We start from the raw sequence: 26,743 nt of genomic DNA, 5'->3' as shown, positions 1-26,743 counted from the left end.
TGTAATTTTATTTTCACGCTCAAGGCGTATTCGAGTTATCTCATGACTCTTATTCATCCAGTTTTAGTTACAGGCTCGGCAAAGCCCTAATAAACTTACGGATTTGTATTGCTCATCTTTATTATATACCTGAACTAATTTTCCGTCATGAGTTAGCAGGCGAAGCCTGCTTGGAGTTTTAGTTTGCTTTTAGTACAAGGCAGCGAGTCGTAGACAGGTCAAAATCTTGAGGGAGATTTTGAGGTTGCTGATAAAACTTTCGAAGAAAGTTTCAAATAAGTACGGCAAGACGAGCTAACACAGTAATAAAAGATAAACTAAAAGAGTATACTCATTACATTTCAAACTCTGAATGTCTTAATCCTCTTCGCCGAACCCCTTTGATTGCGTGCCTTGCACGCTTTAGCGATAATATTCAACAGGTCTCCCAGACCTGTTGAACTATCTTCATCGGATTGATGGCAAGCGATGTTTGCTTCATTACCTATAAATTTTAATCCAATTCCTGGATTAAAATTCGTTTCAGATTTCGAACTGTTTCGAGTATTATTAATCCAAAAGCGATTTTTCTTCTAAATTCCACACAATTTCTTTCCATAAGGGATTGCTGCGCCAATCCGGGTCTTGGACAATTTCCTGAGCTACCTTTCTAGCCTCTTCTAAAATAGGAAAATCCTCTAGAATATCCGCCACCTGAAATTCCGGTAATCCAGATTGCCGGGTCCCGAAAATCTCACCAGACCCTCGCATTTTCAGATCTTCCTCTGCCAAGCGAAACCCGTCGGTGGTCTCGGTCATAATTTTCATCCGTGATTTTCCGGTTTCTGTTTTGGGATTGGCAATCAGTACAGCGTAGGATTGGGTTGAACCCCGTCCGACACGCCCACGTAGCTGGTGGAGCTGACTGAGTCCAAAACGGTCAGCATCAACGATAATCATGATAGAAGCATTGGGAACATTGACCCCCACTTCAATGACGGTCGTCGAGACCAGAACATTGAGTTGACCAGCCTTAAAGCGGTCCATGACCTGATCTTTTTCGGCTGCCTTCATTCGTCCATGAAGTAAGCCAACCTCTATTCCTTGACCTAAGAAAGACTGCAATTCTGCCTGCAAATCCTGAGCATTTTTTAAATCCAGTGCTTCAGACTCCTCTATCAAAGGGGAGATCACATAGGCTTGAGCCGCTTTTTTCTGAACTTCCTCTTTTAACCAGGTGTAGACCTGCTCCTGTTGCTCATGCTTAACCCACCGCGTTACGATCGGTTTCCGGCCTGCTGGCAACTGGTCAATAATCGAGACATCTAAGTCTCCGTAAGCCGTGATAGCCAGGGTCCTTGGAATGGGCGTCGCCGTCATCATCAACACATCTGGACGCAGACCTTTTTCCCGTAAGGCGCGCCTCTGCTTCACCCCAAAGCGGTGTTGTTCGTCCACAATAATCAGGCCTAGTTTATCATAGCTCACCCCATCCTGAATCAGTGCCTGCGTTCCAATGACAAAAGCCGCCTCGCCAGAGGCAATTTGCTCCAAGACCTCCCGCCTGATCGATCCCGTCTGACTCCCCTTGAGCAAGACCTTGGGAACATCCGGGAAGAGCTGGTCCAAGCTCTCCAAATGTTGCTCAGCCAAGATTTCCGTTGGCACCATGAGTGCTGCTTGGAAACCTGCGGTAAAAGCGGCATACATGGCCAAGGCAGCCACAATCGTTTTCCCACTTCCCACATCCCCCTGTAGCAAGCGACTCATCTGACGGTCACTGGCCATGTCTGCCAAGATGTCCTGCAGGACCTTCTCCTGGGCTTGCGTGAGCGAAAAAGGAAGGTTGGCCTTAGCCTGGGCCAGGAGATCCGGTGAATAGGTCAGAACTTCCCCATCCCCCGGTTTGCCCTGTTCTCGTTTAAGTAACTGCAAAGGCAGTTGGAAATAGAGGAGTTCCTCAAACTTAATCCGCCGAAGGGCTTGTTTGTAAGCTGCTAAATCTGGTGGAAAATGCATAGACTCCACTGCCGTAACGCGGTCTAACAGGCGGTAGCGTTCCCGTAATACTTGTGGCACATTCTCTTCCAGTAACTGATGAAGCCCCTCATCGATAACCTGTCGAATCAACTTTACCAGACTAGCCTGAGAAATCCCTTGGGCTACGTGATATACCGGCTGCAGATCCTGGTCAATTTGGGTCAAAAACTTCATACCCGTTAGACTATTTTTAGCCTGGTCCCACTTGCCATAAACCGCAACAGTCGCCCCCATCTGAATCTTATCCACCAAATAGGGTTGGTTAAAAAAGGTAACGCCAATCACAACCTGCTCTTGTTGAATGGAGAAACGAACGCGGTTACGCTTATAGCCATAGTACTGAACACTGGTCGGACGGACAACAACACCCGACAAAACAGCCTTCTCACCATCTTCCAAATCAAAAACGGATTTATGTTTAAAATCTTCATAGCGGAAAGGGAAATACAAGAGCAGGTCTTGTAAGGTTTCAATCCCTAAACGAGCCCACTTCTCAGCCGATTTGGGACCCACTCCCGCTAATACGGTTAAGGGTTGATGCAAATTCATAACTCACCTATTTTCGATAAACACGAGGAATGCGATCACTGAGCAAGCAAACAACTTCGTAATTAATGGTCCCCCTGTATTCAGCAACCTGGGTCACATCAATCCTCTCCTGACCACTGCTGCCAATCAAGGTTACTTTCGTTCCAATTGGATAAGCCTCGGGCAAGCGAATGGTTAACTGGTCCATGGAAACCCGACCGACAATCGGACAAAAAACACCATCAACCAGAACTTCAAAATCTTGCATATCACGCGTCCACCCATCCGCATAGCCTAAAGGGAGGGTCCCAATATACTCTTCCTCTTGGCTGACGTAAGTTTTCCCATAGCCCACTCCTTGCTGGGAAGCTATTTTCTTAACATGGACTAGTTCGGATTCCAGGGACAAGGCTGCTTTAATTTCAAAAGGAATCTCCAAAGTACGCCCACTTGGATTCATACCGTAAATAATATTGCCCAAGCGAACCATGTTCAAAACGGTCTCGGGATGCCAAATGCTGGTTGCTGAATTGGAAGCGTGCACCAAGGCTGGGACCTCCTCCAACTCTTCCAAAAGGTTGATAAAGCGCTGTCCTTGTTCCTCAAAATAACTAGCATCTACCTCATCAGCAGTCGCAAAATGAGTGAAAAGCCCCTCTACTTCAACTCCCTGGGCTTGTAAAGCTCGCTGGGCTTGCTGGATTTCAGTTGCAGAACGGAAACCAATCCGTCCCATGCCAGAGTCAACCTTGAGGTGAACCCGCAAACCTTCTAAACTCTGCCCCATAGACAAGAGTTCCTGCACCCAGTCTAGGCTAGCCACCGTCAAGCAAATATCGTGCTCTTGTGCCAAAGAGACCGCCGCATAAGCTGTCACTCCCAAGACTAGGATCTCTTTGGTGATTCCACTTTCACGTAACTCTAAGGCTTCATCAATATTGGAGACCCCAAAAGCATCTACAATCCCTTGAATATAATGAGAAACCGCCACAGCACCATGACCGTAGGCGTTAGCCTTAACCACTGCCATTTTGAGAGTCTTGTCTGGCAATCGACTGGCAACCTGCCCAATATTATAGGCAATAGCCTCCAAAGAAATTACCGCCTTAGTCGGCCGATGCGGACTCGTTTTCATGACTAACCTCCTCTAAAATAACACTGGCTTGAACAAGAGTTTTAGTGTGACTAATGGAAACCCAGACCTTCCCCGCAAAGGGGGATTTGGAAAAGTAGGGCGCCCCGTCATCCGTATTTAAAATTTCTAAATCTTGAAATCCCAATAGACCTGCCCCAATACCTGTCCCCCAAGCCTTGGCAAAGGCCTCCTTGGCCGACCAGCGACCACCAACATATTCCAATTTCCGTTTGGGACTTAAGCCTTCAAAAACAACTTGCTCTGCTGGGGTTAAAACCTTGCCGACAAATCCTGGCTTTCGCTCCATAACACTCGCAATCGAAGACAAGTTCTCCACATCGATTCCATGTCCAATAATCATATTCTTAACCAATTCCAACATCGAAAGACTCGATTCATTTCAAACAAGGCTAGAAAAAACGACGGTGATTGTTTCCAAGAAACAGATGACCTTGTGGCTTTTGAGATAGGACGGTCAAAGAGTCAGGAATTGACTCTTTGAGTATCTGGATAAGAGAACATGAAATGTTCTCTCAATAAAAGCGAACAATTGTTATTTGCTTCGCAAATCCTATCTGATACCTCAAACAGCCTTTTAGCTGTTTGACCAATCAACCACTGCGTCAAAGTGAATTCACTAACTAAAATAGGACCGTTGAGACTTTTGTCACAACCTTGACAACGTTCGTTTTTGAAATGGAAAGAGCATTCGCTAGAAAAAGGAGTGGAGCTTGACTGCCCACACTCCTCTACTTTTAATTCTTACAAACGACGACCATGACAGTTCTTGAATTTTTTACCGGAACCACATGGACAGAGGTCATTCCGACCAACCTTACTTAGATCGATATCACCTGGTAATTCCCTGCCTTCTGCTGCAATATTCCGAGTTGCTGTTGTAGTGATCTTATGCTCTGTACGAGGACGTTCCTGTTGATGAATTTGTGCTTTCATCATCAAGCGGGTCACATCGTACTCCAAGGAAGCAATCATGTCATTAAACATGCGGAAACCTTCAGCCTGATACTCAACAACAGGGTTATTTTGTGCATAACCACGTAGTCCTACCGCATTCCGCAACTGATCCAGGGCGTCGATATGATCGGTCCACTTGTTATCCACAACCCGTAAAATCAAGACTTTCTGGAATTCCTTAACTGCCGCTTCGTCTTGCAACTTGGAAACTTGATCATCATAGACATCCATGGCTAAGTCATACAAGTAATCCACCATCGCCGCATCATTGAGCCCTTCCAAGTCTTCTTTCTCGATTTCATCTTCCGGCACAATACAGTAATGGGCAAAATTGTAAAGAGCTTCTAGGCGTTCTTCCTTAGAGGAACGGCTATGATTTTCCACTTGGCGTTGGATGGTCCGACGAATCATCGCGTGGATTTCAGGGGCTAAGTCTCGATCAGCAGAAATCACATCGTACCGTTCCCGGTAGATAATTTCTCGTTGCTCCCGCATCACGTCATCGTATTGCAAGACCTGTTTCCGAGTATCGTAGTTATTCCCTTCAACCCGCTTCTGAGCCGCCTCCACTTGACGCGTCAACATACCAGAACGAATTACGGACTCTTCTTCTGACAGATTCATCCGATCCAAGAGAGCCTTAATCCGCTCAGAACCAAAACGGCGCATCAAATCATCTTCAAGTGATAGGTAGAATTGAGATTCACCTGGATCTCCCTGACGACCGGCACGTCCACGAAGCTGGTTATCAATCCGCCGGCTTTCGTGGCGTTCCGTACCGATAACGCAGAGACCTCCATTTTCACGAACCCCTTCACCCAACTTGATATCGGTTCCCCGACCAGCCATGTTGGTCGCAATTGTAATCGCACCAGGCTGACCAGCATTCATGATAATCTGAGCTTCCTTGTAATGGTTCTTGGCATTCAAGACTTCGTGAGGAACTCCAGCTTCTACCAATTTTTGTGAAAGGTAATCACTGGTATCCACCGATACGGTACCCACAAGAACCGGTTGGCGCTTTTCATAACGCTCTTTAACTTCTTGAACGACAGCCTTGAATTTGGCTTCCAAGCTTGGATACAAGAGGTCTGGATGGTCAATCCGTTGTACAGGACGGTTAGTTGGAATTGGAATAATCCGAATGTTGTAGATTTCACGGAATTCTTCTTCCTCAGTTTTCCCGGTCCCGGTCATCCCAGATAGCTTTTTATACATCCGGAATAGATTTTGATAGGTAATCGAAGCCGATGTTTTACTTTCATCTTGAATCGGAACAGCTTCCTTGGCTTCAATGGCTTGGTGCAAGCCATCAGAGAAGCGTCGACCTTCCATGGTCCGACCGGTAAACTGGTCAACGATCAAAATTTCTTGTTCCGGACTCACGACATAATCGATATCCAAGGTCATGATGTAGTTGGCCCGAAGAGCGTTATCGATAAAGTGAGTCAAGGCCACGTGTTCGATATCATAGAGGTTATCCAACTTGAAGTAGGCTTCGGCCTTGTCGATTCCAGAATCTGAGAGGCCAATGGTCTTGGATGGGACATCAATGATATAGTCCTCCTCCTCCAAGGTTTTCACATAGCGGTCTGCCAAGTAATACAACTGGTTGGTTTCAGATGAGGTTGGTCCAGATACGATCAAAGGCGTCCGCGCCTCATCAATCAAGATAGAGTCAACCTCGTCAACAAGAGCATAATTCAAGCGGCGTTGGACCATGTCCTCTGGACGAGCCACCATGTTATCACGGAGATAATCGAAACCGATTTCCGCATTGGTAGAGTAGGTAATGTCACAGGCGTAGGCTTGACGTTTCTCCATTGGTGACTTGGAAGCCAAGTTAATCCCAACAGACAGACCCAACCAAGAATAAAGCTCCCCCATCTCAGTCGCATCCCGCTCACTCAAGTACTCATTCACTGTAACTACGTGAACTCCTTGGCCAGAAATAGCATTGAGATAAACCGGCATGGTCGCAGTCAGGGTCTTTCCCTCACCGGTACGCATTTCAGGCACGTCACCATGGTGAAGAACAATCCCCCCCATCACCTGTACCTTATAAGGGAAAAGTCCGAGGACCCGTTTAGCACCCTCACGTACAACCGCAAAAGCCTCATACAAGAGATCATCCAAGGATTCACCATCAGCATAGCGATCTTTGAACTCGTCAGTTTTTGCCTTAAGTTCGTCATCCGTTAAAGCAGCCATTTCCTCTTCATAAGAGAAAACACGGTCTGCCATCCGTTCAATTTTCCGAAGTTCCCCTCGGTCGTTTTCAATAATGGATTTTAATAAATTTGCCATTGTTTTCCTTACTTGTTCATTTTTTTCTACTGCCCTTCATTATATCACAATCTAGGCCATCTTGAAAATTTTACCCAAAAATGAAAAAAGGTTCGAACAATTGTCTCGACCTTCCTATTCTCATTAGTGAAATCACTTTGACGCAGTGGTTGATTGGTATTTTCGTTCGCTTTTATTGAGAGAACATTTCATGTTCTCTTATCCAGAAACTCAAAGAGTCAATTTCTGACTCTTTGACCTCCGAAAATTACCTAATCAACATTGACATGAACTTCGTTCATTTCATCCATAAGCTCTAAAGGCATTCAACATGCCTTTAGACCGGAGGTGGGAGTGAGACGGTTTGGGGATAAACCGTTTCAGCTTACAACATGAAATAAAGACTTGTAACGAACGATTTTTACAATTAAAATCGTTCTGTCCCACTCTCTCTGGTTAAGGGGGGCAAACCCCATTTTCAAGAAAGTTTTCTAAAGAATTGCTCCGTGACTACAATCTTGCCTTTTATTCAGGTCGCTTCAAGGCAAATAGCGCATCTCCTTCTTCAGCAGTCTCTTGGGCCAAGCGGTCCATTTGTGAAAACTCTGCAGGGTTGGTCACAATAATCATGGTCGTTGCTTCCAGGCCGGCCTCCGCAATCACAAGGGGATCAAACTGGGCCAAAACATCTCCTGCTTCAACCATATGTCCCTGTTTCACCTTGGCGTCAAACCCTTCTCCCTCTAGGGAGACGGTGTCAATCCCAATATGAACCAAGAGTTCTACACCTTGAGCTGTCCGCAAACCATAAGCATGCCCCGTTTCAAAGGCAATCGTCACTTCTCCACTAACGGGTGCATAAGCTACATCGGTTACAGGCTTCACGGCATAACCGGTTCCCATTGCGCCACTTGCAAAAACAGGATCATTCACTTCTTCCAAAGGTAAAACTTCGCCTGCCACAGGACTCGCTACAATCATCTCCCCTTGTTCCTCAGCATCCTTATTTGAAAACAAGGAACCAATTCGTTTTTGAAACCACGATTTCTCAGCCATTTTTATCACCTCTGTAAACGTTTTATAACTTGATTTAATGGTATCATCTTTTAGCCAAATGTCAAGCTAGGAAGAGCTTTCTTCTCCTGGCAAAAAACTCACTCGCTACTTGTTTTAGCGAGTGAGCTTTTTTAAATCAAAATCCCCTGAAAGTGGTCCCACTCATGTTGGAAAATCTGAGCGGGGAAACCTTCTAAATCCAGCTCCTGGGGCTGAAATTGTTGATCCAGATAAGAGATGCGGAGTTTCCGATAGCGTTTCGTTGGCCGGACTCCATCCAGAGACAAGCATCCTTCCTCCGTCTCATATGGTTCCGATTGACTAAGGATTTTAGGATTGAAGAGGACTAAATCCAGACCTGGAGCCATGCTGATAATCATAGCTTGTTTGGAATGGCCAATCATATTGGCGGCCAAGCCCACGCACCGATCTCGATTCGCGGCCAGAGCAATCCGTAATTGCTCTGCCAAGCCCAAATCCAGAGGAGTGACAGGAGCTGACGGCCGGCTAAGAAATACCTGATCCCGAATAATTTCAGGTGCCATCTTAGGATTCACTCACTTCCTTAGCCAAGACGAAATTACCCAAGGTCGCTGACCCATTGTCAGGCACAGCTGGGGTAACAATGTAATCGTTGAGATCTGGAACTGGAAGGTAACCATTCAACAATTTCTCGAACTGTTGGTGGACGCGTTTCAACATATGTTCTTGAGCCATAACCCCACCCCCAAAGACAATAACTTGTGGACGGAAGGTGACTGTAGCCTGAACAGCTGCCTGTGCAATATAGTAGGCTTGAATATCCCAGACATCTGAGTCCAAACCAATATTTTCTCCGCGAAAACCGGTGCGAGCTTCTAGACTTGGGCCAGCTGCCATGCCTTCCAAGCAAACACCATGGAAAGGGCAGACCCCTTCAAAACCAGCCTCGCGGTCTAAATCATGCACAGCAACCGGAACATGTCCCATTTCAGGATGCCCTTGTCCGCCAATAAATAAACCATCCTGGATAACACCCGCACCAATACCTGTACCAATGGTATAGTAAACCAAATGATTGACTTTATGGTTTCGGGCAACAATTTCACCAAAGGCAGAAGAGTTTACATCAGTGGTCACATAAACTGGAATCTCCAAAGCATCTTTAAACGGAGCAACCAAATCAACATTGGCCCAGTGAGGTTTAGGGGTTGTGGTGATATACCCATAGGTTTCCGAACTATGGGCAATATCCAATGGCCCAAAGGAACCAATGGCTAGACCTGCCAAGTCAAATTTTGAGAAAAATTCAATGGCTTGGCCAATGGTTTCCTCAGGTGTCGTTGTCGGGAATTGAATTTTTTCCACGACTTCAAAATTGCTGTCACCGACAGCACAGACAAATTTCGTTCCGCCAGCTTCCAAACTAGCATAAAGTTTTTCAGACATGCGAGACCTCCTCGTTTTTTGTGTGATTTTTAGCTTTTTATAACATAGTTAAGGCCGAGACTGAACTGTCTCGGCCCTTTTATTTTAACACTTATTTAGCAGAAAGGCTAAGAACTTCTGAACCTTTTTGGACAGCTTGTCCTGCTTCTACTGGAGAAACTTGTCCGTATTCAGCAGTGTTGGTTACGATAAACATGGTTGTATCTTCAAGTCCTGCTTCAGCGATTGCTGCTGAGTCAAAGGTACCCAAGACATCACCAGCTTTCACTTTGGCACCAGATTGAACTTTTTGTTCAAATCCTTTACCAGCCATAGAAACTGTATCGATCCCAACGTGGATCAAGAGTTCCGCACCCTTATCTGTTTTCAAACCATAAGCATGTCCAGTTTCGAAAGCAACTGTAACCGTTGCATCTGCTGGAGCATAAACTACACCTTGGCTAGGTTTGATCGCAATACCGCTTCCCATTGCACCGCTAGAGAAGACTGGGTCATGGACAGTTTCAAGAGCAACTGTTTCTCCTTCAACTGGAGTTGCTACGGCTTCGTCTTGCAAACCAACCATTTGCGCTGCTTCGACAGCCGCGTCAACTTCTTCTACCTCTTCTTCTTTTTCGTTATAACCGAAAGCATAAGTCAAACCGAATCCAAGACCAGTCGTTGCAAGAACCATGATGATGTATTGCAACAATTGACCGTTAAGGTAAAGGAGAGTTCCTGGGATAATGGTTACACCAAATCCTGTTCCGGCAAGGTTCATGATGGATGCCAACCAACCACCGGCTGCACCGGCAATCAATCCCATTACAAATGGTTTTCCGAAACGAAGGTTAACCCCGAAGATAGCTGGCTCTGTGATACCCAAGCTGGCAGAAAGTGCTGCTGGGAAGGCAAGTGCTTTGAGTTTTTTATCTTTTGTTTTAACACCAACCGCAAGAGTTGCACCCATTTGAGCGGTCATAGCAGCAGTAATGATGGCGTTAAATGGATCGCGTCCAGTATTGGCAATCAATTGTGCTTCCAACAAGTTGAAGATGTGGTGAACCCCAGTTACCACGATCAATTGGTGAACGCCACCAAGAATCAATCCTGCGAGACCAAATGGCAAGGCAAGGATTGCAGTTGTTGCTGCAAGTACGATATTTTCAACAGAGTGGAAGATCGGTCCGATGACAAAAAGTCCAAGAACAGACATCACCAAGAAGGTAATGAATGGAACCAACAAGAGATCCAACACATCTGGAACCTTCTTATGCAACCACTTCTCTAATTTTGCACCAAGTAAACCAACAAAGAAGGCTGGAAGAACTGAGTTTTGGTAGCCAACGACTGGGATGAACCCAAAGAACATCAATGGTTCTGCATCACCAGAAGCAACAGCCCAAGCATTTGGAAGAGCTGGGCTAACCATCATCAAGCCCAAGACAATCCCGATAACTGGGTTACCACCGAATACACGGAAAGCAGACCAAGCAATCAAGGCTGGGAAGAAGATGAAGGCAGTATCTGTAAGAACTTGTGTCCACAAGTAGAAATCAGTGCTTGAGAAAGCTTCTGAGGTTGTTCCAAACAAACCTAGTACAGCATCGTTATTGATAGCTCCGCGGATCCCCATGAAGAGACCAGTCGCAACGATAGCTGGCAAGATTGGTACGAATACGTCTCCGAAAGTACGGATAGAACGTTGGAACCAGTTACCTTGTTTAGCAGCTTCAGCTTTCTGTTCACCAGTTGAGCTGGTTGGAAGTCCCAATGCTACGACTTCATCATAAATTTTATTAACGGTACCAGTACCAAAGATGATTTGGTATTGACCGGAGTTAAAGAAGGCTCCTTGAACCTTGTCCAAACTTTCAACAGTTTCCTTATCGATTTTGGACTCGTCTTTGACCATTACCCGTAGGCGGGTCGCACAGTGGGCAACGCTGTTCACGTTTTCCTGTCCACCAAGCGCTTCGATTACGGACTGGGCAATCTGCTTGTTATCCATGTGACAACTCCTTGTTTTGATTTTTTTGAAAACGGTTTACACCGTTCTGACAATTGTTATTTTATCACATCTGGCAAATATGTCAATCGTTTTGCAGAAAAAATATTTTTGGCAGGGTAAACCCTTGATTTTTCTTAGGAAAACATTTACTATAAAATAGCAAAAAACTATGGAGGCGCTTTTATGAAATGGACTACAGAAAACCGTTATAAACGCTACGAAGACTGGACAGAAAAGGAACTTCAAGAACTCAAAGACCTCAACGCCCAGTCCCCTTGGCATAACCACTACCACGTTGAGCCAGCCACAGGGCTACTCAACGACCCCAATGGATTTTCTTATTTTGATGGCAAGTGGGTTCTCTTTTATCAGAACTTTCCCTTTGGCGCAGCTCACGGCCTAAAGCAATGGGTGCAACTGGAAAGTGACGACCTTGTAAACTTCAAAGAAACTGGACTAAAAGTCCTTCCCGATACCCCGCTTGACAGCCACGGCGCTTATTCCGGATCTGCCTTTCAGGTAGAGGACAAGCTCTTCTTATTTTATACAGGAAATGTACGCGACGAAAATTGGATTCGCCATCCTAAACAAATTGGTGCCTTCCTTCATAAAGATGGCACTTTGGAAAAAATCGATCAAGTGCTGATTGAACAACCGAGTGATGCGACCGATCACTTCCGTGACCCACAAATCTTCCAATATGAAGGGGAGTTCTATGCCATCGTGGGTGGTCAAGATTTGGAGAAAAAGGGCTTTGTCCGCCTCTACAAGGCTGAGGACAAGGACATCCGCAACTGGACTGAGGTGGGCGACTTAGATTTTGCCAACGACCGCACAGCTTATATGATGGAATGTCCCAACCTAGTCTTTATCGACCAACAACCGGTGCTTCTCTACTGCCCACAAGGCTTGGATAAAAACGTTTTTGACTACCAGAACATCTATCCAAACCTCTATAAAATCGGTCAATCGTTTGACAGTACCACAGCAAAAATGGTTGATGTTGGATCCCTCATGCAATTCGACTATGGATTTGAAACCTACGCTACTCAAGGATTCAATGCCCCAGATGGAACAGCCTATGCCATCTCTTGGATGGGCTTGCCAGACGTTAGCTACCCATCAGATGCCTTTGAACACCAAGGCTGCATGTCTCTCGTTAAAAAGCTAAGCCTCAAAGACGGTAAACTCTACCAAGAGCCAGTTGAAGCCATGAAGGAGCTTCGCCAAGCTCAAGAAGCTTGGGCGGATCGTGTTGACACTGACAACAGCTATGAGTTAGAACTCACTGTTCCCGCCGGGCAAGATGCCAACCTGGTACTCTTTGCGAATGCAGACAAAAAAGGACTTGACATTCAGATTGACCGTGAAGCTGGTCGTTTGACCGTCGATCGCTCCGGTTTGGCACATCGCTTCGATCTAGAACATGGGGAAAGTCGAGATTTGGAACTCCCAGAAGGAGACACAAAACTTCAAATCTTTATCGACCAATCAACCTTTGAAATCTTTATCAACGGTGGAGAATTTGTTCTATCCGGTCGGGCCTTCCCAGGTCAAGACCAAACAGGCTGCTATCTAACAAAAGGACAAGTAACTGGGCACTACTATCCACTCTCGTTCAATGGCCGTTAAACTAACAGATGTCGCCGAACATGCCGGTGTTAGCCCCACTACTGTCTCTCGTGTCATCAACCGCAAAGGTTACCTGTCACAGAAAACCATTGATAAGGTCACCAAAAGCATGCGGGAACTCGGCTATAAGCCCAATAATATGGCCCGCAGCCTGCAAGGAAAATCTGCCAAATTAGTCGGCCTGATTTTCCCCAAGCTAGGCCATGTATTCTATGCTGAGTTAATCGATGCCCTTGAAGCAGAGCTCTTCAAACACGGCTATAAAACCATCATCTGTAATAGTCAAGGAGAACCAGACAAGGAAAAGGAATACTTGGAAATGCTAGAAGCCAACCAAGTAGATGGCATTATTTCTTCCAGCCACAACTTAGGTATTAACGACTACGACCGTGTATCCGCCCCTATCGTCGCCTTTGACCGCAACCTCTCCCCAGACATCCCTGTCGTCGCATCTGACAACTATAGTGGCGGCGAAATCGCCGCCAACTACCTCCTCAAAACCGGAGCTAATAACATTCTTATGCTGACAGGAAATGATGACTCCAACTCTCCCACCAGCCTCCGACACGCCGGCTTTGCCAGCGTACTCCCTCAGGCACCCATTGTCAATCTTCCATCCCACTACAGCACCCAACGCAAGGAGATGGAAATTCGACAAATCCTCAGAGATCACCGACCGGATGGTATCTTCGCTTCGGATGACCTAACCGCAATCCAAGTCCAAAACATTGCCCAAAGCATGAACCTAGACTTAGAGGTCGTCGGTTATGATGGCACCCACTATGTTGAACACTACCACCCACAATTAACCACTATTAAACAGCCCATTTCTGAAATGGCTGAGTTGATGGTCGAGATTCTATTAAAACGGATCAAAGGACAGGCACTTGATCACAGTGGCTATATTCTCCCTGTCAGCTTACTCGCGAGTCCTCGTAATTAGACTTAATCCTAGTTATTTACCTAGGATTTTTTTGTAATACTCATTAAATTTCAAAATCTGACGTTGTCAAGCCTCTTCGGTGAACTTCAGTTCTACCACCATCGGCTTTCCTAGTCATTTTTTTGAAATTTTTCGAGTATTCCGATTTTGAAGTTTGTCCAGTATAACCACTTTTCAAAAAGGAATAGATTCTTGAAGTAAAGCGCTTACTATGGTAAAATGAATTCAGAAAACATTTGGGGTGCTGAGGCTGAGATCTTCTTTCATGATTCATCCAACTAGATAAACCATAGAAAGAAGAGACCCATGGAACCTGACACAGTTAATACTGGCGTAGGGAAATGTTGCTAACCTTTTTGGAAAGCTTTCCATGACTTCATCACTCCTTCGCACTTGCTGAAAGGAGTTTTTTATGTCCAAAAATTTATCCGTCTTAACAGAAGCAGCAATCTTTGCTGCCCTGGCTATGGCCCTCTCCATGCTACCAGATTTTGCATCCTGGTTTACCCCTTCCTTTGGTACCATCCCCCTACTTCTATTTTCTCTCAGACGAGGATTGAAACCAGGCTTACTAGCTGGACTCAGCTGGGGACTCTTGCATTTTCTTCTTTCAAGGGTTTATTATCTAAGTCTTCCCCAAGTATTCATTGAATATGTTTTAGCCTTTCTCGTTATGGGACTGGCCGGTTTCTTTGCCCCTTCCTTTAAGGCCGCTCTTAAAAAAGGCCACAAGAGCCAGGCTATCAAAATAGCCACTCTAGCTGCTTTCACGGCTATTTTGGTTCGTTACCTCTTTCATTTTTGGGCAGGAATTCTATTCTGGTCTGATTATGCACCTGAAGGAATGTCCCCCATCATCTACTCACTCAGTGTAAATGGAACAGCTGGACTGCTAACCCTCGCTTTTAGCCTCCTCGTTATCCTTCCTCTTGTACACTTACAACCCCGGTTTTTCTTAACAGATTAGAAGGTTCACACATGACATCCGAGATTTCCGACTACTGGGCTGCTTTTTGTTCCAAGAAAAAGCTCCCTCCTCAAACCAAATTCCAAGCTTGGAGTTTTGGAGATAGTCCTAAACTAGCCGATGAACTAGCTGATTTGGTTAAAATCGGAAAAAAGACGGCCACTACATCCGCACTTGATCTCTATGGAAAGGACGACCCTTTACCTCAAATTGGGGAATACAATGTTATCCTTGATGGCTCCCAAGAACCCGTTTGCATCACCCAAACAAAGGAAGTCCTCCTCATCCCCTACAAGGAAATCACTCCCGACCAAGCCCGCATGGAAGGAGAAGGTGACCTAAGTTATGCCTACTGGAGAAAGGTTCACGATGCTTTCTTTAAGCCCTATTTCCAAGAAGCAGGCATAGAATTCCGGGATGATGCGATGATGGTTTTTGAAATCTTTGAACGTATAGATTAAATTTCTTTTTCCATTTTTCAACTTAGGCTTGTATATTCTTAAAACCCATCCAGACAACTCGTTCTGGATGGGGTTTAAATTCTCATGAAATCTATTGGATAACATACTACTGGTGAAACTAATTGAGCCGTTTCATAATAGCCACGTCTTATCTCCTTTCATCTTTCTTACTCCTCCCCCACTTTAGCTCCACTAAGATAAATCCCAGCCAGATCAAAACCATAATTAGATATCCTAAACGAAAACCATCCAGAAATTGGGCAAGGCTCCAAAGAAGTAGTAAGATATCCACAAACGAAACTTTTCTAAAAAGGTTCCGGTATTTCCTGTAGACAACTATTTCTATCACTAAAAACAATAATAAAAAGTATAAAGCCATAGCATAACTCCATTTTCAGACTTACAAGATAGGGGGCTTTTCTACTCCCTTCAACTATTTTCGGAGTGTCTCGAAAAAACGAAATCTATTTTCTCAGTTTTATTCGTCTTCAACTCCTTGTAAAAGTTTCCGAAGTGTTTCCTTTAATAGAGCTAAAAAAACTAAGGCCACCGTATTTATCCCCAATCCAAGAGGAGATTCAAGATATTTACGATTAACCCAGACACATGTTTTTTTCATAAGCTCCTCACTTTCTTATAAGTGAACCTAAAATTGATCGTACAGTGATTTTTTAGGATCCACGGCACTTTACTAGTTTCATTTTACTACTTATCCACGGTTTTCAAACAACAAAGTCCCAAAATGTCATCCAAACATCCTGAATGGTAAAAATTTGAAAACATAAAGCATCGTATATTTATACTCGAAACAGTTCGAAATCTGAAAAGGCAATCCAATGAAGATAGAACTTAGGGTTCGGCGAAGAGGATTAACACATTCAGATTTTGAAATGTAATGAGTATTACTTGTATAAATAAGTTTCAGCCATCCATCACTGAAATTGCCATAAAAAGTCGGGAGCTGTTCCCGACTTTCACAAATCCTTAATGAAAAAAGTTTCCCAAGGAGGCCAGCCCTCTGGCTTTCTCCTCTTCCACCTTGGCAATAAAAGCAACTTTCTTATAGAACTCCGCCAAATCCGGGCTAAGTCCCTCCTCCCCAATCTTCTGGAGAGATAAAAGGCGAATTTCTTCAACCATGGTTAGAAAACAATCTTTCCATTTTCTATTAGAAACAATTAAATCTTACTTATAAGCGAGCAGGATCTTCCGCTCGTCTGGTAGCAAGCTTGAACTCAATAAGAGATTGTAATAGTGCTCCAACAATTCTTCCTCCTTCATTTAAGGTCTACCTCCTGACCAATATCCACCAGCCATCGATGATACCCAACCATTTACGACCGTATCTTTGGTTGCTTCAAACGGCGACTTGGTTACAATATAGCCCCACTGTCCATTGGGATAGCGACAAGAATAGCCATTGGCATCTGCCATCACAAATTTACTGGTACCGGCTGTCCCTGCAAATAGGCTTTGCAATTCAGATAAAGAAAGTGAATCTGTTTTCATCTTTTACCTCCAATCTGCATTTGAGTATAGCACAGCCTTCTTCTTTTCAAACCCAAAAGTCCTAAAATGTCGTCAAAACATCCTGAATGGTAAAAAACTTGAAAACATAGACCATAAATATTATCAGCAAAAAATTTTGATATAGCATTCTCTTATTTAGCTGAGTTATAAAAAAAACGTACCCCAATCGTTAAACCTTAGGGAAAACATCTGGGGTACATCTTTCGTAACAGTTATACTAATTTGTTTCAAAGAAATCCTATCAACTAGGAATGATTATTGGAATTGACTGTTATAGAGAGCCGCATACTTGCCATCTTGGGCCATGAGTTGATCATGGTTTCCGACTTCTTTAATATCCCCTTGTTCCATGTAGAGAATCATATCTGCATCACGAATGGTGGAGAGGCGATGGGCAATGACGAAGCTCGTACGGCCTTTCATGAGCTGACTCATAGCTTCTTGGATTTTCAATTCGGTGTGGGTATCTACATTAGAAGTAGCTTCATCCAGAATCATGATTGCAGGGTCTGCAGCAATGGCCCTAGCGATTGTCAAAAGTTGGCGTTCTCCTTGAGAAACATTGACACCATTGTTTTCTAGTCTAAAATGGTAGGTCCCTGGGAGAGTTTTGATAAAGTCATGAACGTGTGCTAACCGTGCTGCATTCTTAGCCTCTTCTTCTGTCATGCCATCGCGACCATACATCAAGTTCTCCAGAATGGTTCCATCAAAGAGCCAAGTATCTTGTAGTACCATTGCAAAATTTTGCCGTAGTTGTTCACGAGTCATTTGCATAGTATCATGACCATCAATCAGAATGCGTCCTCCTTTAATGTCGTAAAATCGCATCAGCAAGTTCACTAGGGTTGTTTTACCAGCACCCGTTGGTCCCACGATGGCCACTTTTTGCCCCGGTTGAACTTGGATGGAGACATCCTTCATGAGGAGTTTGTCCTCTGTGTATCCAAACTGAACATGTTCGAAAGTCACTTGCCCTTTGGCAGGACTTGGGAAGTTTGGATTTTCTGGGCTTGGAGCCTCTGATTCCTCATTTAAAATTGCGAAGATCCGATCAATCGCTGCACTAGCTCCAGAGAAGACCCCTGTCATAGAAGCAATCGTTGAAAAGGGTTCCGCAAACCGTTGGGTATACTGCAACATGGTCTGGATATTTCCGACCGTAATGACACCATTAAGAGCAAAGAAAGCACCGATAGTTGCTGAGGACACATAACCAAGATTGCTGACTACACGAATGATTGGTTGTACAGCACCCGTCGCAATCAGCGCTTTTTCAGCGGTTTCAGACAGCTCCTGGTTAATCTGAGCAAATTGAGCCTGGGATTGGTTCTGGTAGTTGAAGGCCTGGATTACCGTCTGACCATTGTAGGTTTCTTCGACAAATCCGTTAAATTGAGCAATGAGTTCTTGTTGTTTTTCATAACTCTGCTGCCCCACGCGCATCGACCCCATAGATGCAAGAACGGACAGAATAACCATCAATACCGCAATCAAGGTCATCCAAACATTGATACTGAGCATCATAACCAAGATTCCGATAGCCGTCACAACCTGCGTCAAAACATCAATCAAATTTTGACCAATGGCACTATTAAGCCTGTCCATATCATTAGTCAGGGTGGACAAAATTTCTCCATTGGTTCGACTATCATAAAATTGGAGCGGTAGACTCTGAATTTTAGCATTGACATCGTCGCGTAAAGTCTTAATAATAGATGCCGAAACGCGAGACAGGAAGAATCCCTGAAGAAAAATGAAGATTTCCGCAACGACATAGGTAAGAACGAGGATCACAAGGAGCCTTCCTATGCGGTCCCAATTAAACTGATAATCATTGGCTACCCCATTGAAAAGCTCTGTCGTTACATTCCCCAAGAAGGTCGGCGCCAAAACAGTGAAACTAGTTCCTAGAATAGCAAGCAGGGCAATAAAAACCAAGCTCCATCGATGAGCTCGCAAATAAGGGAATAACTTCTTAAAAGAACTAAGCATGGTCAAGCGCCTCCTTTCCTAACTGCAATTCTGCAATTTCTCGGTAAAGTGGGGTCGATTCAAGTAATTCCTGATGGGTCCCGATTCCCACAATCTCCCCCTTATCAATGACAATAATCTGATCCGCAGACATAATGGAAGAAATTCGTTGAGCAACGATCATAATATTGGCATCAGCCAAATCCGTTCGAAAACGGTGGCGAATAGCCTGGTCAGTCTTCATATCAAGAGCAGATAAACTATCATCAAATAGATACAGAGGAGCCTTCTTCATCAAGGCACGGGCAATGGCCATCCTTTGCCGCTGACCACCGGATAGATTGCTTCCACCTTGGCTAATGGAAGCATGGAAGCCACCTTCTTTACCTTGAATAAACTCAGTCGCAGAAGCAATGTCCGTCGCCACTTGCCAATCTTCCTCCTGCCCATTCTCATTTCCAAAGTTGAGGTTGCTCGCGATATCCCCCGTGAAGAGAACATTTTTCTGTGGGACATATCCAATCAAGTCACGCAAGTCTTGGAGTTTGTAGTCTTTAATATTGATACCGTTAATTTTAATTTCCCCGTATCGAACATCATAGAGTCGAGGAATCAGTTTCAGAATTGAAGATTTCCCTGAAGCGGTTCTTCCGATAAAGGCCGTAATTTGTCCGGGTTTGGTCGTGAAATTCAGATGATGCAAAACAGGCTCTGCCGCATCATCGTAGCCAAACGTCACATTTTTAAATTCTACGGTGACTGCCTCAGCCTTTTCCATAAGCTTGTCTCCATCTCGAATAGAGGACTCTGTTCCTAAAACTTCCGCCACACGGCGAATACAAGTCAGGGTCGTTGGGAGCATGGAGACAATAAAAAGGCCGATGAGGATTCCGAAGAGGATAATGGCCACATACTCCGTATTGGCCACGATGCTACCGACGCTAATTTCGCGATTGGCTAACAGAAAACTTCCTACAATTAGGATACCGGCATTGGTCAGACCAAAAACAAGATTAATGAAGGGATTGAGGATGTTCATAATCCGTCCATTGGTAATGGCGGTATCCTTGTAATCTTGGTTAATGACGTCAAATTTAGCCGTTTCGAAATCTTGTTTGTTGAAGGCACGAATGACGCGAACTCCTTCCAACATCTCTAAAAATCGTCGGTTCAGTTGATCCAAAAGCTCCCGCAAACGGGTTGAATAGCGAATAGACAACCAACCCAAGATGGAGGTCACGATGATCATCAGGGGAACCGAAACAACCAAGACCAAACTCAGCTGCCCACCAGTAGAAATGGAGAGAATCAGACCTGCAGCTAAGAGGAAGGGCCCCATCAAACCGAATTGAAGGGCCACGGTCGTAAACTCCTGTATATTAACGATATCCGCTGTACTCCGAGTCACGAGTGAGGCGGTGCCGAACTTGTCAAATTCCTTGGCAGAAAGATTTGAAATCTTGGTGAAAACCGCCTGTCGCAGATCACGAGCTAAGCGGGCCGCAATTTTTGAGGAAAAGAGATTCGCTACCAACATTGCTAAGAAACTAACAAATAGTGAAATGACCATGATCAAGGCATAAGTGATAACAGCCTGCTGGCTATTTCCTCGAACACCATCTTCCAGGATCATCGACAACATAGTCGGCAGAACCATCTCACCAGCTGTACCAATCGCCATAAAAAGTAACAATCCCAACATCATCTTCGTCGAGATTTTCACGTGCGAAAAGAGGGTTTGCATGAGTTTTTGACCTATCCTTTCTATCAATATACTCTTTTAGTTTATCTTTTATTACTGTGTTAGCTCGTCTTGCCGTACTTCAGTACTGTCTACAACTCGCTGCCTTGTACTAAAAGTAAACTAAAAGACTATAACTATTAATTTTATACACAAAAAACGATTTTATACATAAAAAGGGGGCTAGCCTAAGCTAACCTCTCTTTCATACTTCTTTAGCTTCCGCTTCATCTACATAGGCCGACAAGACCCCGTTCACAAAGCGGGCAGATTTTGGTTCTGAGAAGGACTTGGCCAACTCCACCGCCTCGTTAACCGCTACGATGGCTGGGGTTTCTTCAAAATAGAGCATTTCGAAGAGGCCCAGACGAAGGATGTTCTTCTCAATTAGGGTTAGGCGGTCAATAGTCCAGCCTTTTTTCAACTTAACCGAAATTTTCTGGTCTAAGTCTTCTTTGTGGGTTTGAACACCTTGAACAAGGTTGAGAAGAAAGACGGGAACTTCACGCTCTTCTTCAACTTCTTCCTTGTCATAGTTATAGGCAAAAGCGACAAGGCCCATGGAGTCCTCCTGAAATTCCAATCCCATGAGGGTCTGAAGGGCACGTTCTCGTAAGTCACGACGGGTTTCTTGTTGCGCTTTAGTCATTTAGAAAGTCCTCGTTGAAAAGGTCTTTCAAGTCTGGTTTTGGCGTCTTTTCTGGAACAATTCCAGCAACATGAAGGTTGACCGCTGCCAATTCCATCTCTACATAATTGCGAACAGCTGTTTTAACGGTTTTTTGGATTTCCATTGCCACGTTAGGAACAGAAACTCCATATTCCAAATATAGATAGATATCCACAACTTTTTCATCTGCCTGCATGTCTTCAATATAAACACCACGGCTTGAACTATTCTTCATCAAGCTATCAGACATATTCTTATTAGCAAAGGAATGAACTCCATCCACTTTAGCCGTCGCAATCGCGATGATTTTCTCTAAGACCCGAGGGGCAATAATAATGTCACCTGATTGTTGCGTCATAGCTGGTCCTTTCTAGGCACGGGATACGTAAGTACCTTCTTGAGTGTTGATAATCAATTTTTGACCAATTTCAATAAAGTCTGGTACGTTTACCACTAAACCAGTTTCAAGAGTTGCGGGTTTACCAGAACCTGTAACCGTTGCACCTTTAATAGATGGCTGCGTATCTGTAACCGTCAATTCAACTGTAGTTGGTACAGTCACCCCAATCACCTCAGTTCCATAGAATTGGATCTTCACTTCGGAGTTTTCCAAAATGAAACGAAGCTCATCTTGAACTGCTACAGTTGGAATTTCATATTGTTCGAAGCTCTCTGTATCCATGAAGTAAGCTGTATCATCCATTTGGTATAGATAAGTCGCAGTGCGGCTTTCGATGATCGCTTGTTCAAATTTTTCATCAGGACGGTAAGTCGTATCGAAGGTTGAACCATTCCGCACATCACGCAATTTCATACGCATTACGGTATTTCCCTTACCTGGCTTGTGGTGGCTGGCTTCCAATACGCGAAGCAATTTACCATCTGACGCTACGAAAGTCATCCCAGCTCTTAGTTTACTTGCATCAATCATGCTTGAATACCTCTTCAAATATAAATTTTTCTCTTCATTCTATCACAATTCAAGGCAAACCTCAAATGATGATTAGCTCCTTAGGTGCCTTGGTTAAAACCTGGCAGCCTCCTTCTCTAATCCATAGGTCATCTTCAATCCGCAGACCATATTTGCCATCCAAGTAGATACCTGGCTCGTCGGTCACGACCATACCAGATTGAAGCCGGTCCTCTGACCCAGCCCTGAAGAAAGGTACTTCATGGACTTCCAGCCCCATCCCATGCCCAATTGAATGGCTAAAGGCTGGACCATAGCCAGCTTGGTCGATTAAAGATCGAGCTACCTGGTCAAAATCAGTTAGAAGCATCCCCGCTTGTGCCTGATCAATAACCGCCTGATTGGCGTCTAAAACCAATTGATGCAAGGCTGCCTGCTCATCATTCACATGATCCAAGTAAATGGTCCGAGTCATGTCCGACACATAATGATTGAAAACACAACCAAAGTCCAAGGTCAACGTATCCCCTGCTTCCAGCTTCCGTTGACCTGGATGGGCATGAGGCATGGCGGAATTTGGGCCAGAAGCCACAATAGAATCAAAGGACAAGCCACTTGCCCCCAATTCCCGCATGCGGAAGTCTAGGAAGTTGGCAATTTCCAGCTCAGTTTTCCCTAGCTTGATAAAGTCCAGAGCATCTATAAAGGCCTGGTCTGAAATCTTACAAGCTTCCTGGATCACCGCAATTTCAGACTCGTCTTTGATAATCCGTAAGCTTTCTACCAGATTTGCCTCCGCCACAAGCTTCTGCTCTGACAAACGACCAGCTAACTCCTGGTAGTAATGATAAGGAACCGTTGGTTCAAACCCAACCCGCTTCAAGCCCCGATCCTCGGCAAGCTTCTCCACCTCTGCCAGTTCTAAGCGCGTCTCCACAAAGCGAATATTTGGATGGAGCACATCCTTAGCCGCGAGGGTATAGCGAGAATCTGTGAAAAAGGTAACCGCATCTGGTTCTACAAAGACAGTAGCATTGGAGCCCGAAAAACCAGTTAGGTAATAAACATTGGTCAGGTTGTTGACCAAGAAGCCATCCAAGTCACGCGCCACGAGTTCCGCTTGCAATTTTTCCAATCGTTTCATAAGCCTAAGCCTCCTCTAATTTTGTCCGCAAGTAACGACCTGTATGACTGGCTGGGTTGGCCGCTACTTCTTCTGGTGTCCCTACGGCGATAATTTGACCGCCGCCGACACCACCTTCCGGTCCCAAGTCGATGATGTGATCAGCCGTTTTAATCACATCCAAGTTATGTTCAATGACCAAGACCGTATTTCCTTCTTCCACAAAACGCTCCAAAACCTTCAAGAGTCGAGCAATATCTTCGGTATGCAAACCAGTTGTTGGTTCGTCCAAGATATAGAAAGACTTCCCATTCGAGCGCTTGTGCAATTCAGATGCCAACTTCATCCGCTGTGCTTCTCCTCCAGAGAGCGTAGTTGCCGGCTGTCCAAGGGTCACATAGCCCAAGCCCACATCCTTAATGGTCTGGAGTTTGCGTTGAATTTTCGGAATATGTTGGAAAAAGTCAACGGCATCATTGACCGTCATATCTAGAATTTCGGCAATATTCTTCTCTTTGTAATGAACCTCTAGGGTTTCGCTATTATAACGGGTTCCATGACAGACCTCACAGGGAACATAGACGTCTGGCAGGAAGTGCATCTCAATTTTGATAATTCCATCGCCCGAGCAAGCCTCACAACGACCTCCCTTAACGTTAAAACTAAAGCGACCTTTCTTATAGCCTCGAATTTTAGCCTCATTGGTCTGGGCAAAGAGATCACGGATATCGTCAAAGACACCTGTATAGGTCGCTGGATTGGAACGAGGGGTCCGCCCGATTGGACTCTGGTCAATGTCGATCAACCGCTCGACCTGGTCAATACCAGTAATGGTTTTAAAGCGCCCTGGTTTCTCCGAGTTGCGGTTGAGTTCCTGGGCCATAGCTTTCTTGAGAATCGCGTTGACCAAGGTAGATTTACCGGAACCTGAAACCCCTGTGACCGCCACAAACTTTCCGAGTGGGAAAGAAGCTGAGACATCTTTTAGATTGTTCTCACTAGCTCCTGTAATCTCAATAAATTGTCCATTTCCAGTACGGCGTTCTGTCGGAACTGGGATGGACCGTTTTCCAGACAGGTATTGCCCCGTCAAGGAGTTTTTATCCTTGGCCACTTGGTCAGGCGTACCCGATGCTACAACTTGACCACCGAAGACACCTGCGCCTGGACCAATATCAATCAACCAATCCGCTGCTCGCATGGTGTCCTCATCATGCTCCACCACAATCAAGGTATTTCCCAAGTCACGCATCTTCTTGAGACTTTCAATCAAGCGGTCATTATCTCGCTGGTGCAAACCGATGGATGGCTCATCTAAGATATAGAGAACCCCACTTAAGTTAGAACCAATCTGAGTCGCCAAGCGAATCCGCTGGCTCTCACCACCAGACAAGGTTCCTGCAGTCCGAGAGAGGGTCAGGTAGTTCAGACCAACATTGTTGAGGAAGGACAAGCGATCATGAATTTCTTTAATAATCGGTTTCGCAATGGTGGCCTCTGTCTCTGTCAAGGCTAGGCTATCAACATAGGCTAGATGGTCCGCGACAGACAAGTCTGATACCTGGCCAATATTAAGACCTTCTTCACCGCCCACACGAACAGAAAGGGCGGGTGGGTTTAGACGATAGCCCTTACAGGTTCCACAGGTCAGCTCATTCATATAGGTCCGCATAACATTGCGGGTATAATCACTGCTGGTTTCCCGGTAGCGGCGGCTAATGTTATTGGCCACACCCTCAAAGGGAATATCAATATCACGCACACCACCAAACTCATTTTCATAATGGAAGTGGAATTCCCGTCCACCAGAACCAAAGAATATCAAGTCCTTGTCCTCTTGGGATAAGTCTTCAAATGGAGTATCCATATTGATCCCAAAGTCATTCATGGCCTGTTCCAACATCTGCGGATAATAATTGGAGGAAATCGGATTCCAAGGAGCAAGTGCTCCCTCGCGCAGACTTTTACTTCCATCTGGCACCACCAAGTCCAAATCAACTTCCAATTTCATCCCCAAACCATCACAAACCGAGCAAGATCCAAAAGGAGCATTGAAGGAGAAGAGCCGCGGCTCTAATTCAGGAACCGTAAAACCACAAACCGCACAGGCATAGTGCTCGGAGAAGAGCAACTCCTTGCCATCCATGGTATCAATCATCAGGTAACCTTCGGAAAGACGCAAAGCAGCTTCGACAGAATCAAACAATCGGGACCGGATTCCATCACGAAGGGCAATCCGGTCAACCACAATTTCGATATCATGTTTCTTGCTCTTAGAAAGCTCTGGAACCTCAGTAACATCATAGATTTCGCCATCTACACGAACCCGGACATAGCCATCTTTTTGAATCTTAGCCAGAAGATTCTTATGTTGCCCCTTCTTCTTACGAAGAACAGGCGACAAGACCTGAAGCCGTTGACCTTCAGGTAATTCTAAGACTTGGTCCACAATCTGCTCCACAGAGGAGGCCTCAATGGCTCCGTGGCCATTGATACAGTATGGTGTCCCAACACGAGCGTAAAGCAAGCGAAGGTAGTCATTAATTTCGGTAATGGTCCCTACAGTCGAACGTGGGTTCTTACTGGTTGTCTTCTGGTCAATGGAAATTGCGGGACTAAGACCATCAATGGAATCGACATCCGGTTTATCCATATTGCCCAAGAACTGACGGGCATAAGCAGATAAAGATTCGACATAACGACGTTGTCCTTCCGCATAAAGGGTATCGAAGGCTAGGCTAGACTTCCCTGAACCAGATAAACCGGTAACAACGACCAGCTTGTCACGGGGGATAGTCACATCGATATTTTTTAAATTATGGGCGCGTGCGCCATGAATAACAATTTTATCCTGCATACAATCCTCACTTTTTCTATTCCTCCATTATACCAAAAATGCCTTAAAAACAGGGGTTAAAATCAAGTCTGAGCACTGGTTCTTGGGGAGAAAAAGCTTGATTTTGAGCCTATTTAAGATATAATCTCGAGTTTATCACTTTGTGTTGTAAGCAATCCAGCTCAACCGCTTGATAGAACTGTATTTTTTCAACATTTTTTGTACAAAACACTTGTTGTATATGGTTGTGTATGATATAATAGAAATATGGCTTTTATTAAAACGACTACTAACAAAGAAGGTAGGACTCACGTTTATCTTGTTGAAGGATATCGTAAGGACGGGAAAGTAAAACAAAGAATACTTCACAAATACGGTCTGCTTGATGAAATGGAGGAAAGTGAACCAGGTGTCTTGGATCGACTGAAGAAGGAGGCTAAAGCTGGCCTTTTAAATCCAGAAAAAACTATCCAAGTTACCTATGATCTATTTGCTCCCATGAATGAACCAGACAAATCTTATGGCTGGATGGTCTTCGA

General features: G+C 44.8%; 22 protein-coding genes, 1 pseudogene and 1 riboswitch. Of the genes and pseudogenes, 5 read left to right on the top strand and 18 right to left on the bottom strand.

Features of this window, described 5'->3' with window-relative positions; all coding sequences use genetic code 11:
- Positions 1-549: 549 nt before the first annotated feature.
- From recG to JEQ21_RS06975, 8 genes are all read right to left on the bottom strand, one after another.
- Complete coding sequence (recG, locus tag JEQ21_RS07010; RefSeq protein ID WP_199364681.1) at positions 550-2,568, bottom strand: ATP-dependent DNA helicase RecG; 2,019 nt, start codon at positions 2,566-2,568, stop codon at positions 550-552.
- A gap of 7 nt (positions 2,569-2,575) precedes the next feature.
- The gene (gene alr, locus JEQ21_RS07005) at positions 2,576-3,682 is read right to left on the bottom strand and encodes an alanine racemase (protein WP_199364680.1); all 1,107 of its coding nucleotides are present in this window, start codon (positions 3,680-3,682) and stop codon (positions 2,576-2,578) included.
- Positions 3,654-4,043: a holo-ACP synthase gene (gene acpS, locus JEQ21_RS07000; protein WP_196091816.1), complete on the bottom strand. Its 390-nt coding sequence runs from the start codon at positions 4,041-4,043 to the stop codon at positions 3,654-3,656. The genes alr and acpS overlap by 29 nt, the downstream gene beginning before the upstream one ends.
- A gap of 401 nt (positions 4,044-4,444) precedes the next feature.
- A complete protein-coding gene (gene secA / locus JEQ21_RS06995) occupies positions 4,445-6,964 on the bottom strand; it encodes a preprotein translocase subunit SecA (protein WP_196091805.1) in 2,520 nt (839 codons plus the stop codon).
- 504 nt (positions 6,965-7,468) lie between these two features.
- Positions 7,469-7,999: a PTS sugar transporter subunit IIA gene (locus JEQ21_RS06990; protein WP_199364679.1), complete on the bottom strand. Its 531-nt coding sequence runs from the start codon at positions 7,997-7,999 to the stop codon at positions 7,469-7,471.
- Positions 8,000-8,130: 131 nt separating this feature from the next.
- On the bottom strand, positions 8,131-8,544 hold the full coding sequence (locus JEQ21_RS06985; RefSeq protein ID WP_199364678.1) for a peptide deformylase: 414 nt from the start codon (positions 8,542-8,544) through the stop codon (positions 8,131-8,133).
- A 1-nt stretch (position 8,545) separates the two neighbouring features.
- Positions 8,546-9,427: a fructokinase ScrK gene (gene scrK / locus JEQ21_RS06980; protein WP_199364677.1), complete on the bottom strand. Its 882-nt coding sequence runs from the start codon at positions 9,425-9,427 to the stop codon at positions 8,546-8,548.
- A 91-nt stretch (positions 9,428-9,518) separates the two neighbouring features.
- Entirely contained in the window at positions 9,519-11,417 is a 1,899-nt protein-coding gene (locus JEQ21_RS06975) for a sucrose-specific PTS transporter subunit IIBC (RefSeq protein WP_199364676.1), read from the bottom strand.
- Positions 11,418-11,600: 183 nt separating this feature from the next.
- On the opposite strand from JEQ21_RS06975, the gene JEQ21_RS06970 reads away from it, so the two are divergent.
- From JEQ21_RS06970 to JEQ21_RS06955, 4 genes are all read left to right on the top strand, one after another.
- The gene (locus JEQ21_RS06970) at positions 11,601-13,049 is read left to right on the top strand and encodes a sucrose-6-phosphate hydrolase (protein WP_199364675.1); all 1,449 of its coding nucleotides are present in this window, start codon (positions 11,601-11,603) and stop codon (positions 13,047-13,049) included.
- Positions 13,039-13,992 (top strand): LacI family DNA-binding transcriptional regulator, encoded by a 954-nt coding sequence (locus tag JEQ21_RS06965; RefSeq protein ID WP_199364674.1) that lies wholly within the window; start codon positions 13,039-13,041, stop codon positions 13,990-13,992. The genes JEQ21_RS06970 and JEQ21_RS06965 overlap by 11 nt, the downstream gene beginning before the upstream one ends.
- Positions 13,993-14,219: 227 nt before the next feature.
- A riboswitch (TPP riboswitch) is annotated at positions 14,220-14,349 on the top strand.
- 55 nt (positions 14,350-14,404) lie between these two features.
- On the top strand, positions 14,405-14,959 hold the full coding sequence (gene thiT / locus JEQ21_RS06960) for an energy-coupled thiamine transporter ThiT (protein WP_196091812.1): 555 nt from the start codon (positions 14,405-14,407) through the stop codon (positions 14,957-14,959).
- Between the two features lie 11 nt (positions 14,960-14,970).
- Positions 14,971-15,420, top strand: a complete 450-nt coding sequence (locus JEQ21_RS06955; protein WP_196091813.1) for an ASCH domain-containing protein — start codon at positions 14,971-14,973, stop codon at positions 15,418-15,420.
- 478 nt (positions 15,421-15,898) lie between these two features.
- On the opposite strand, the gene JEQ21_RS06950 is transcribed toward JEQ21_RS06955, so the two are convergent.
- From JEQ21_RS06950 to uvrA, 10 genes are all read right to left on the bottom strand, one after another.
- The gene (locus tag JEQ21_RS06950) at positions 15,899-16,039 is read right to left on the bottom strand and encodes a hypothetical protein (RefSeq protein WP_199364673.1); all 141 of its coding nucleotides are present in this window, start codon (positions 16,037-16,039) and stop codon (positions 15,899-15,901) included.
- Positions 16,040-16,404: 365 nt separating this feature from the next.
- Complete coding sequence (locus JEQ21_RS06945) at positions 16,405-16,560, bottom strand: hypothetical protein (RefSeq protein WP_199364672.1); 156 nt, start codon at positions 16,558-16,560, stop codon at positions 16,405-16,407.
- 141 nt (positions 16,561-16,701) lie between these two features.
- Positions 16,702-16,929, bottom strand: a complete 228-nt coding sequence (locus tag JEQ21_RS06940) for a garvicin Q family class II bacteriocin (RefSeq protein WP_199364671.1) — start codon at positions 16,927-16,929, stop codon at positions 16,702-16,704.
- A gap of 276 nt (positions 16,930-17,205) precedes the next feature.
- Positions 17,206-18,945, bottom strand: coding sequence for an ABC transporter ATP-binding protein (locus tag JEQ21_RS06935; protein ID WP_199364670.1), 1,740 nt, complete (start codon positions 18,943-18,945; stop codon positions 17,206-17,208).
- On the bottom strand, positions 18,938-20,605 hold the full coding sequence (locus JEQ21_RS06930) for an ABC transporter ATP-binding protein (RefSeq protein ID WP_233340796.1): 1,668 nt from the start codon (positions 20,603-20,605) through the stop codon (positions 18,938-18,940). Before JEQ21_RS06930 ends, JEQ21_RS06935 begins: the two co-directional genes overlap by 8 nt.
- Positions 20,606-20,870: 265 nt before the next feature.
- The gene (gene nusB / locus JEQ21_RS06925) at positions 20,871-21,314 is read right to left on the bottom strand and encodes a transcription antitermination factor NusB (protein ID WP_196092291.1); all 444 of its coding nucleotides are present in this window, start codon (positions 21,312-21,314) and stop codon (positions 20,871-20,873) included.
- Positions 21,307-21,693, bottom strand: a complete 387-nt coding sequence (locus JEQ21_RS06920; RefSeq protein ID WP_196092290.1) for an Asp23/Gls24 family envelope stress response protein — start codon at positions 21,691-21,693, stop codon at positions 21,307-21,309. Before JEQ21_RS06920 ends, nusB begins: the two co-directional genes overlap by 8 nt.
- 12 nt (positions 21,694-21,705) lie before the next feature.
- Positions 21,706-22,266: an elongation factor P gene (gene efp, locus JEQ21_RS06915; protein ID WP_135038641.1), complete on the bottom strand. Its 561-nt coding sequence runs from the start codon at positions 22,264-22,266 to the stop codon at positions 21,706-21,708.
- A gap of 61 nt (positions 22,267-22,327) precedes the next feature.
- Entirely contained in the window at positions 22,328-23,389 is a 1,062-nt protein-coding gene (locus JEQ21_RS06910) for a M24 family metallopeptidase (RefSeq protein ID WP_199364668.1), read from the bottom strand.
- Between the two features lie 4 nt (positions 23,390-23,393).
- Positions 23,394-26,225: an excinuclease ABC subunit UvrA gene (gene uvrA / locus JEQ21_RS06905; protein WP_199364667.1), complete on the bottom strand. Its 2,832-nt coding sequence runs from the start codon at positions 26,223-26,225 to the stop codon at positions 23,394-23,396.
- A 246-nt stretch (positions 26,226-26,471) separates the two neighbouring features.
- On the opposite strand from uvrA, the pseudogene JEQ21_RS06900 reads away from it, so the two are divergent.
- Positions 26,472-26,743, top strand: a pseudogene (locus JEQ21_RS06900) (IS1634 family transposase); the annotation flags it as partial.

This window comes from Streptococcus sp. 121 (assembly GCF_016458205.1).
Lineage (GTDB): Bacteria > Bacillota > Bacilli > Lactobacillales > Streptococcaceae > Streptococcus.
Note: the sequence above shows the minus strand (reverse complement) of the source record. Positions and strands in the feature narration are given on the sequence as shown.

Bases quoted from the DNA above. Each gene is read 5' to 3' on its own strand.
- efp (WP_135038641.1), bottom strand. From the start codon at position 22,266: ATGATTGATGCAAGTAAACTAAGAGCTGGGATGACTTTCGTAGCGTCA.
- nusB (WP_196092291.1), bottom strand. From the start codon at position 21,314: ATGACTAAAGCGCAACAAGAAACCCGTCGTGACTTACGAGAACGTGCC.
- acpS (WP_196091816.1), bottom strand. From the start codon at position 4,043: ATGATTATTGGACATGGAATCGATGTGGAGAACTTGTCTTCGATTGCG.
- scrK (WP_199364677.1), bottom strand. From the start codon at position 9,427: ATGTCTGAAAAACTTTATGCTAGTTTGGAAGCTGGCGGAACGAAATTT.
- recG (WP_199364681.1), bottom strand. From the start codon at position 2,568: ATGAATTTGCATCAACCCTTAACCGTATTAGCGGGAGTGGGTCCCAAA.
- alr (WP_199364680.1), bottom strand. From the start codon at position 3,682: ATGAAAACGAGTCCGCATCGGCCGACTAAGGCGGTAATTTCTTTGGAG.
- JEQ21_RS06920 (WP_196092290.1), bottom strand. From the start codon at position 21,693: ATGACGCAACAATCAGGTGACATTATTATTGCCCCTCGGGTCTTAGAG.
- JEQ21_RS06985 (WP_199364678.1), bottom strand. From the start codon at position 8,544: ATGGCACCTGAAATTATTCGGGATCAGGTATTTCTTAGCCGGCCGTCA.
- JEQ21_RS06950 (WP_199364673.1), bottom strand. From the start codon at position 16,039: ATGAAAAAAACATGTGTCTGGGTTAATCGTAAATATCTTGAATCTCCT.
- JEQ21_RS06910 (WP_199364668.1), bottom strand. From the start codon at position 23,389: ATGAAACGATTGGAAAAATTGCAAGCGGAACTCGTGGCGCGTGACTTG.
- JEQ21_RS06945 (WP_199364672.1), bottom strand. From the start codon at position 16,560: ATGGTTGAAGAAATTCGCCTTTTATCTCTCCAGAAGATTGGGGAGGAG.
- JEQ21_RS06955 (WP_196091813.1), top strand. From the start codon at position 14,971: ATGACATCCGAGATTTCCGACTACTGGGCTGCTTTTTGTTCCAAGAAA.
- thiT (WP_196091812.1), top strand. From the start codon at position 14,405: ATGTCCAAAAATTTATCCGTCTTAACAGAAGCAGCAATCTTTGCTGCC.
- JEQ21_RS06965 (WP_199364674.1), top strand. From the start codon at position 13,039: ATGGCCGTTAAACTAACAGATGTCGCCGAACATGCCGGTGTTAGCCCC.
- JEQ21_RS06990 (WP_199364679.1), bottom strand. From the start codon at position 7,999: ATGGCTGAGAAATCGTGGTTTCAAAAACGAATTGGTTCCTTGTTTTCA.
- uvrA (WP_199364667.1), bottom strand. From the start codon at position 26,225: ATGCAGGATAAAATTGTTATTCATGGCGCACGCGCCCATAATTTAAAA.
- JEQ21_RS06935 (WP_199364670.1), bottom strand. From the start codon at position 18,945: ATGCTTAGTTCTTTTAAGAAGTTATTCCCTTATTTGCGAGCTCATCGA.
- JEQ21_RS06940 (WP_199364671.1), bottom strand. From the start codon at position 16,929: ATGAAAACAGATTCACTTTCTTTATCTGAATTGCAAAGCCTATTTGCA.
- JEQ21_RS06975 (WP_199364676.1), bottom strand. From the start codon at position 11,417: ATGGATAACAAGCAGATTGCCCAGTCCGTAATCGAAGCGCTTGGTGGA.
- secA (WP_196091805.1), bottom strand. From the start codon at position 6,964: ATGGCAAATTTATTAAAATCCATTATTGAAAACGACCGAGGGGAACTT.
- JEQ21_RS06930 (WP_233340796.1), bottom strand. From the start codon at position 20,605: ATGGCGATTGGTACAGCTGGTGAGATGGTTCTGCCGACTATGTTGTCG.
- JEQ21_RS06970 (WP_199364675.1), top strand. From the start codon at position 11,601: ATGAAATGGACTACAGAAAACCGTTATAAACGCTACGAAGACTGGACA.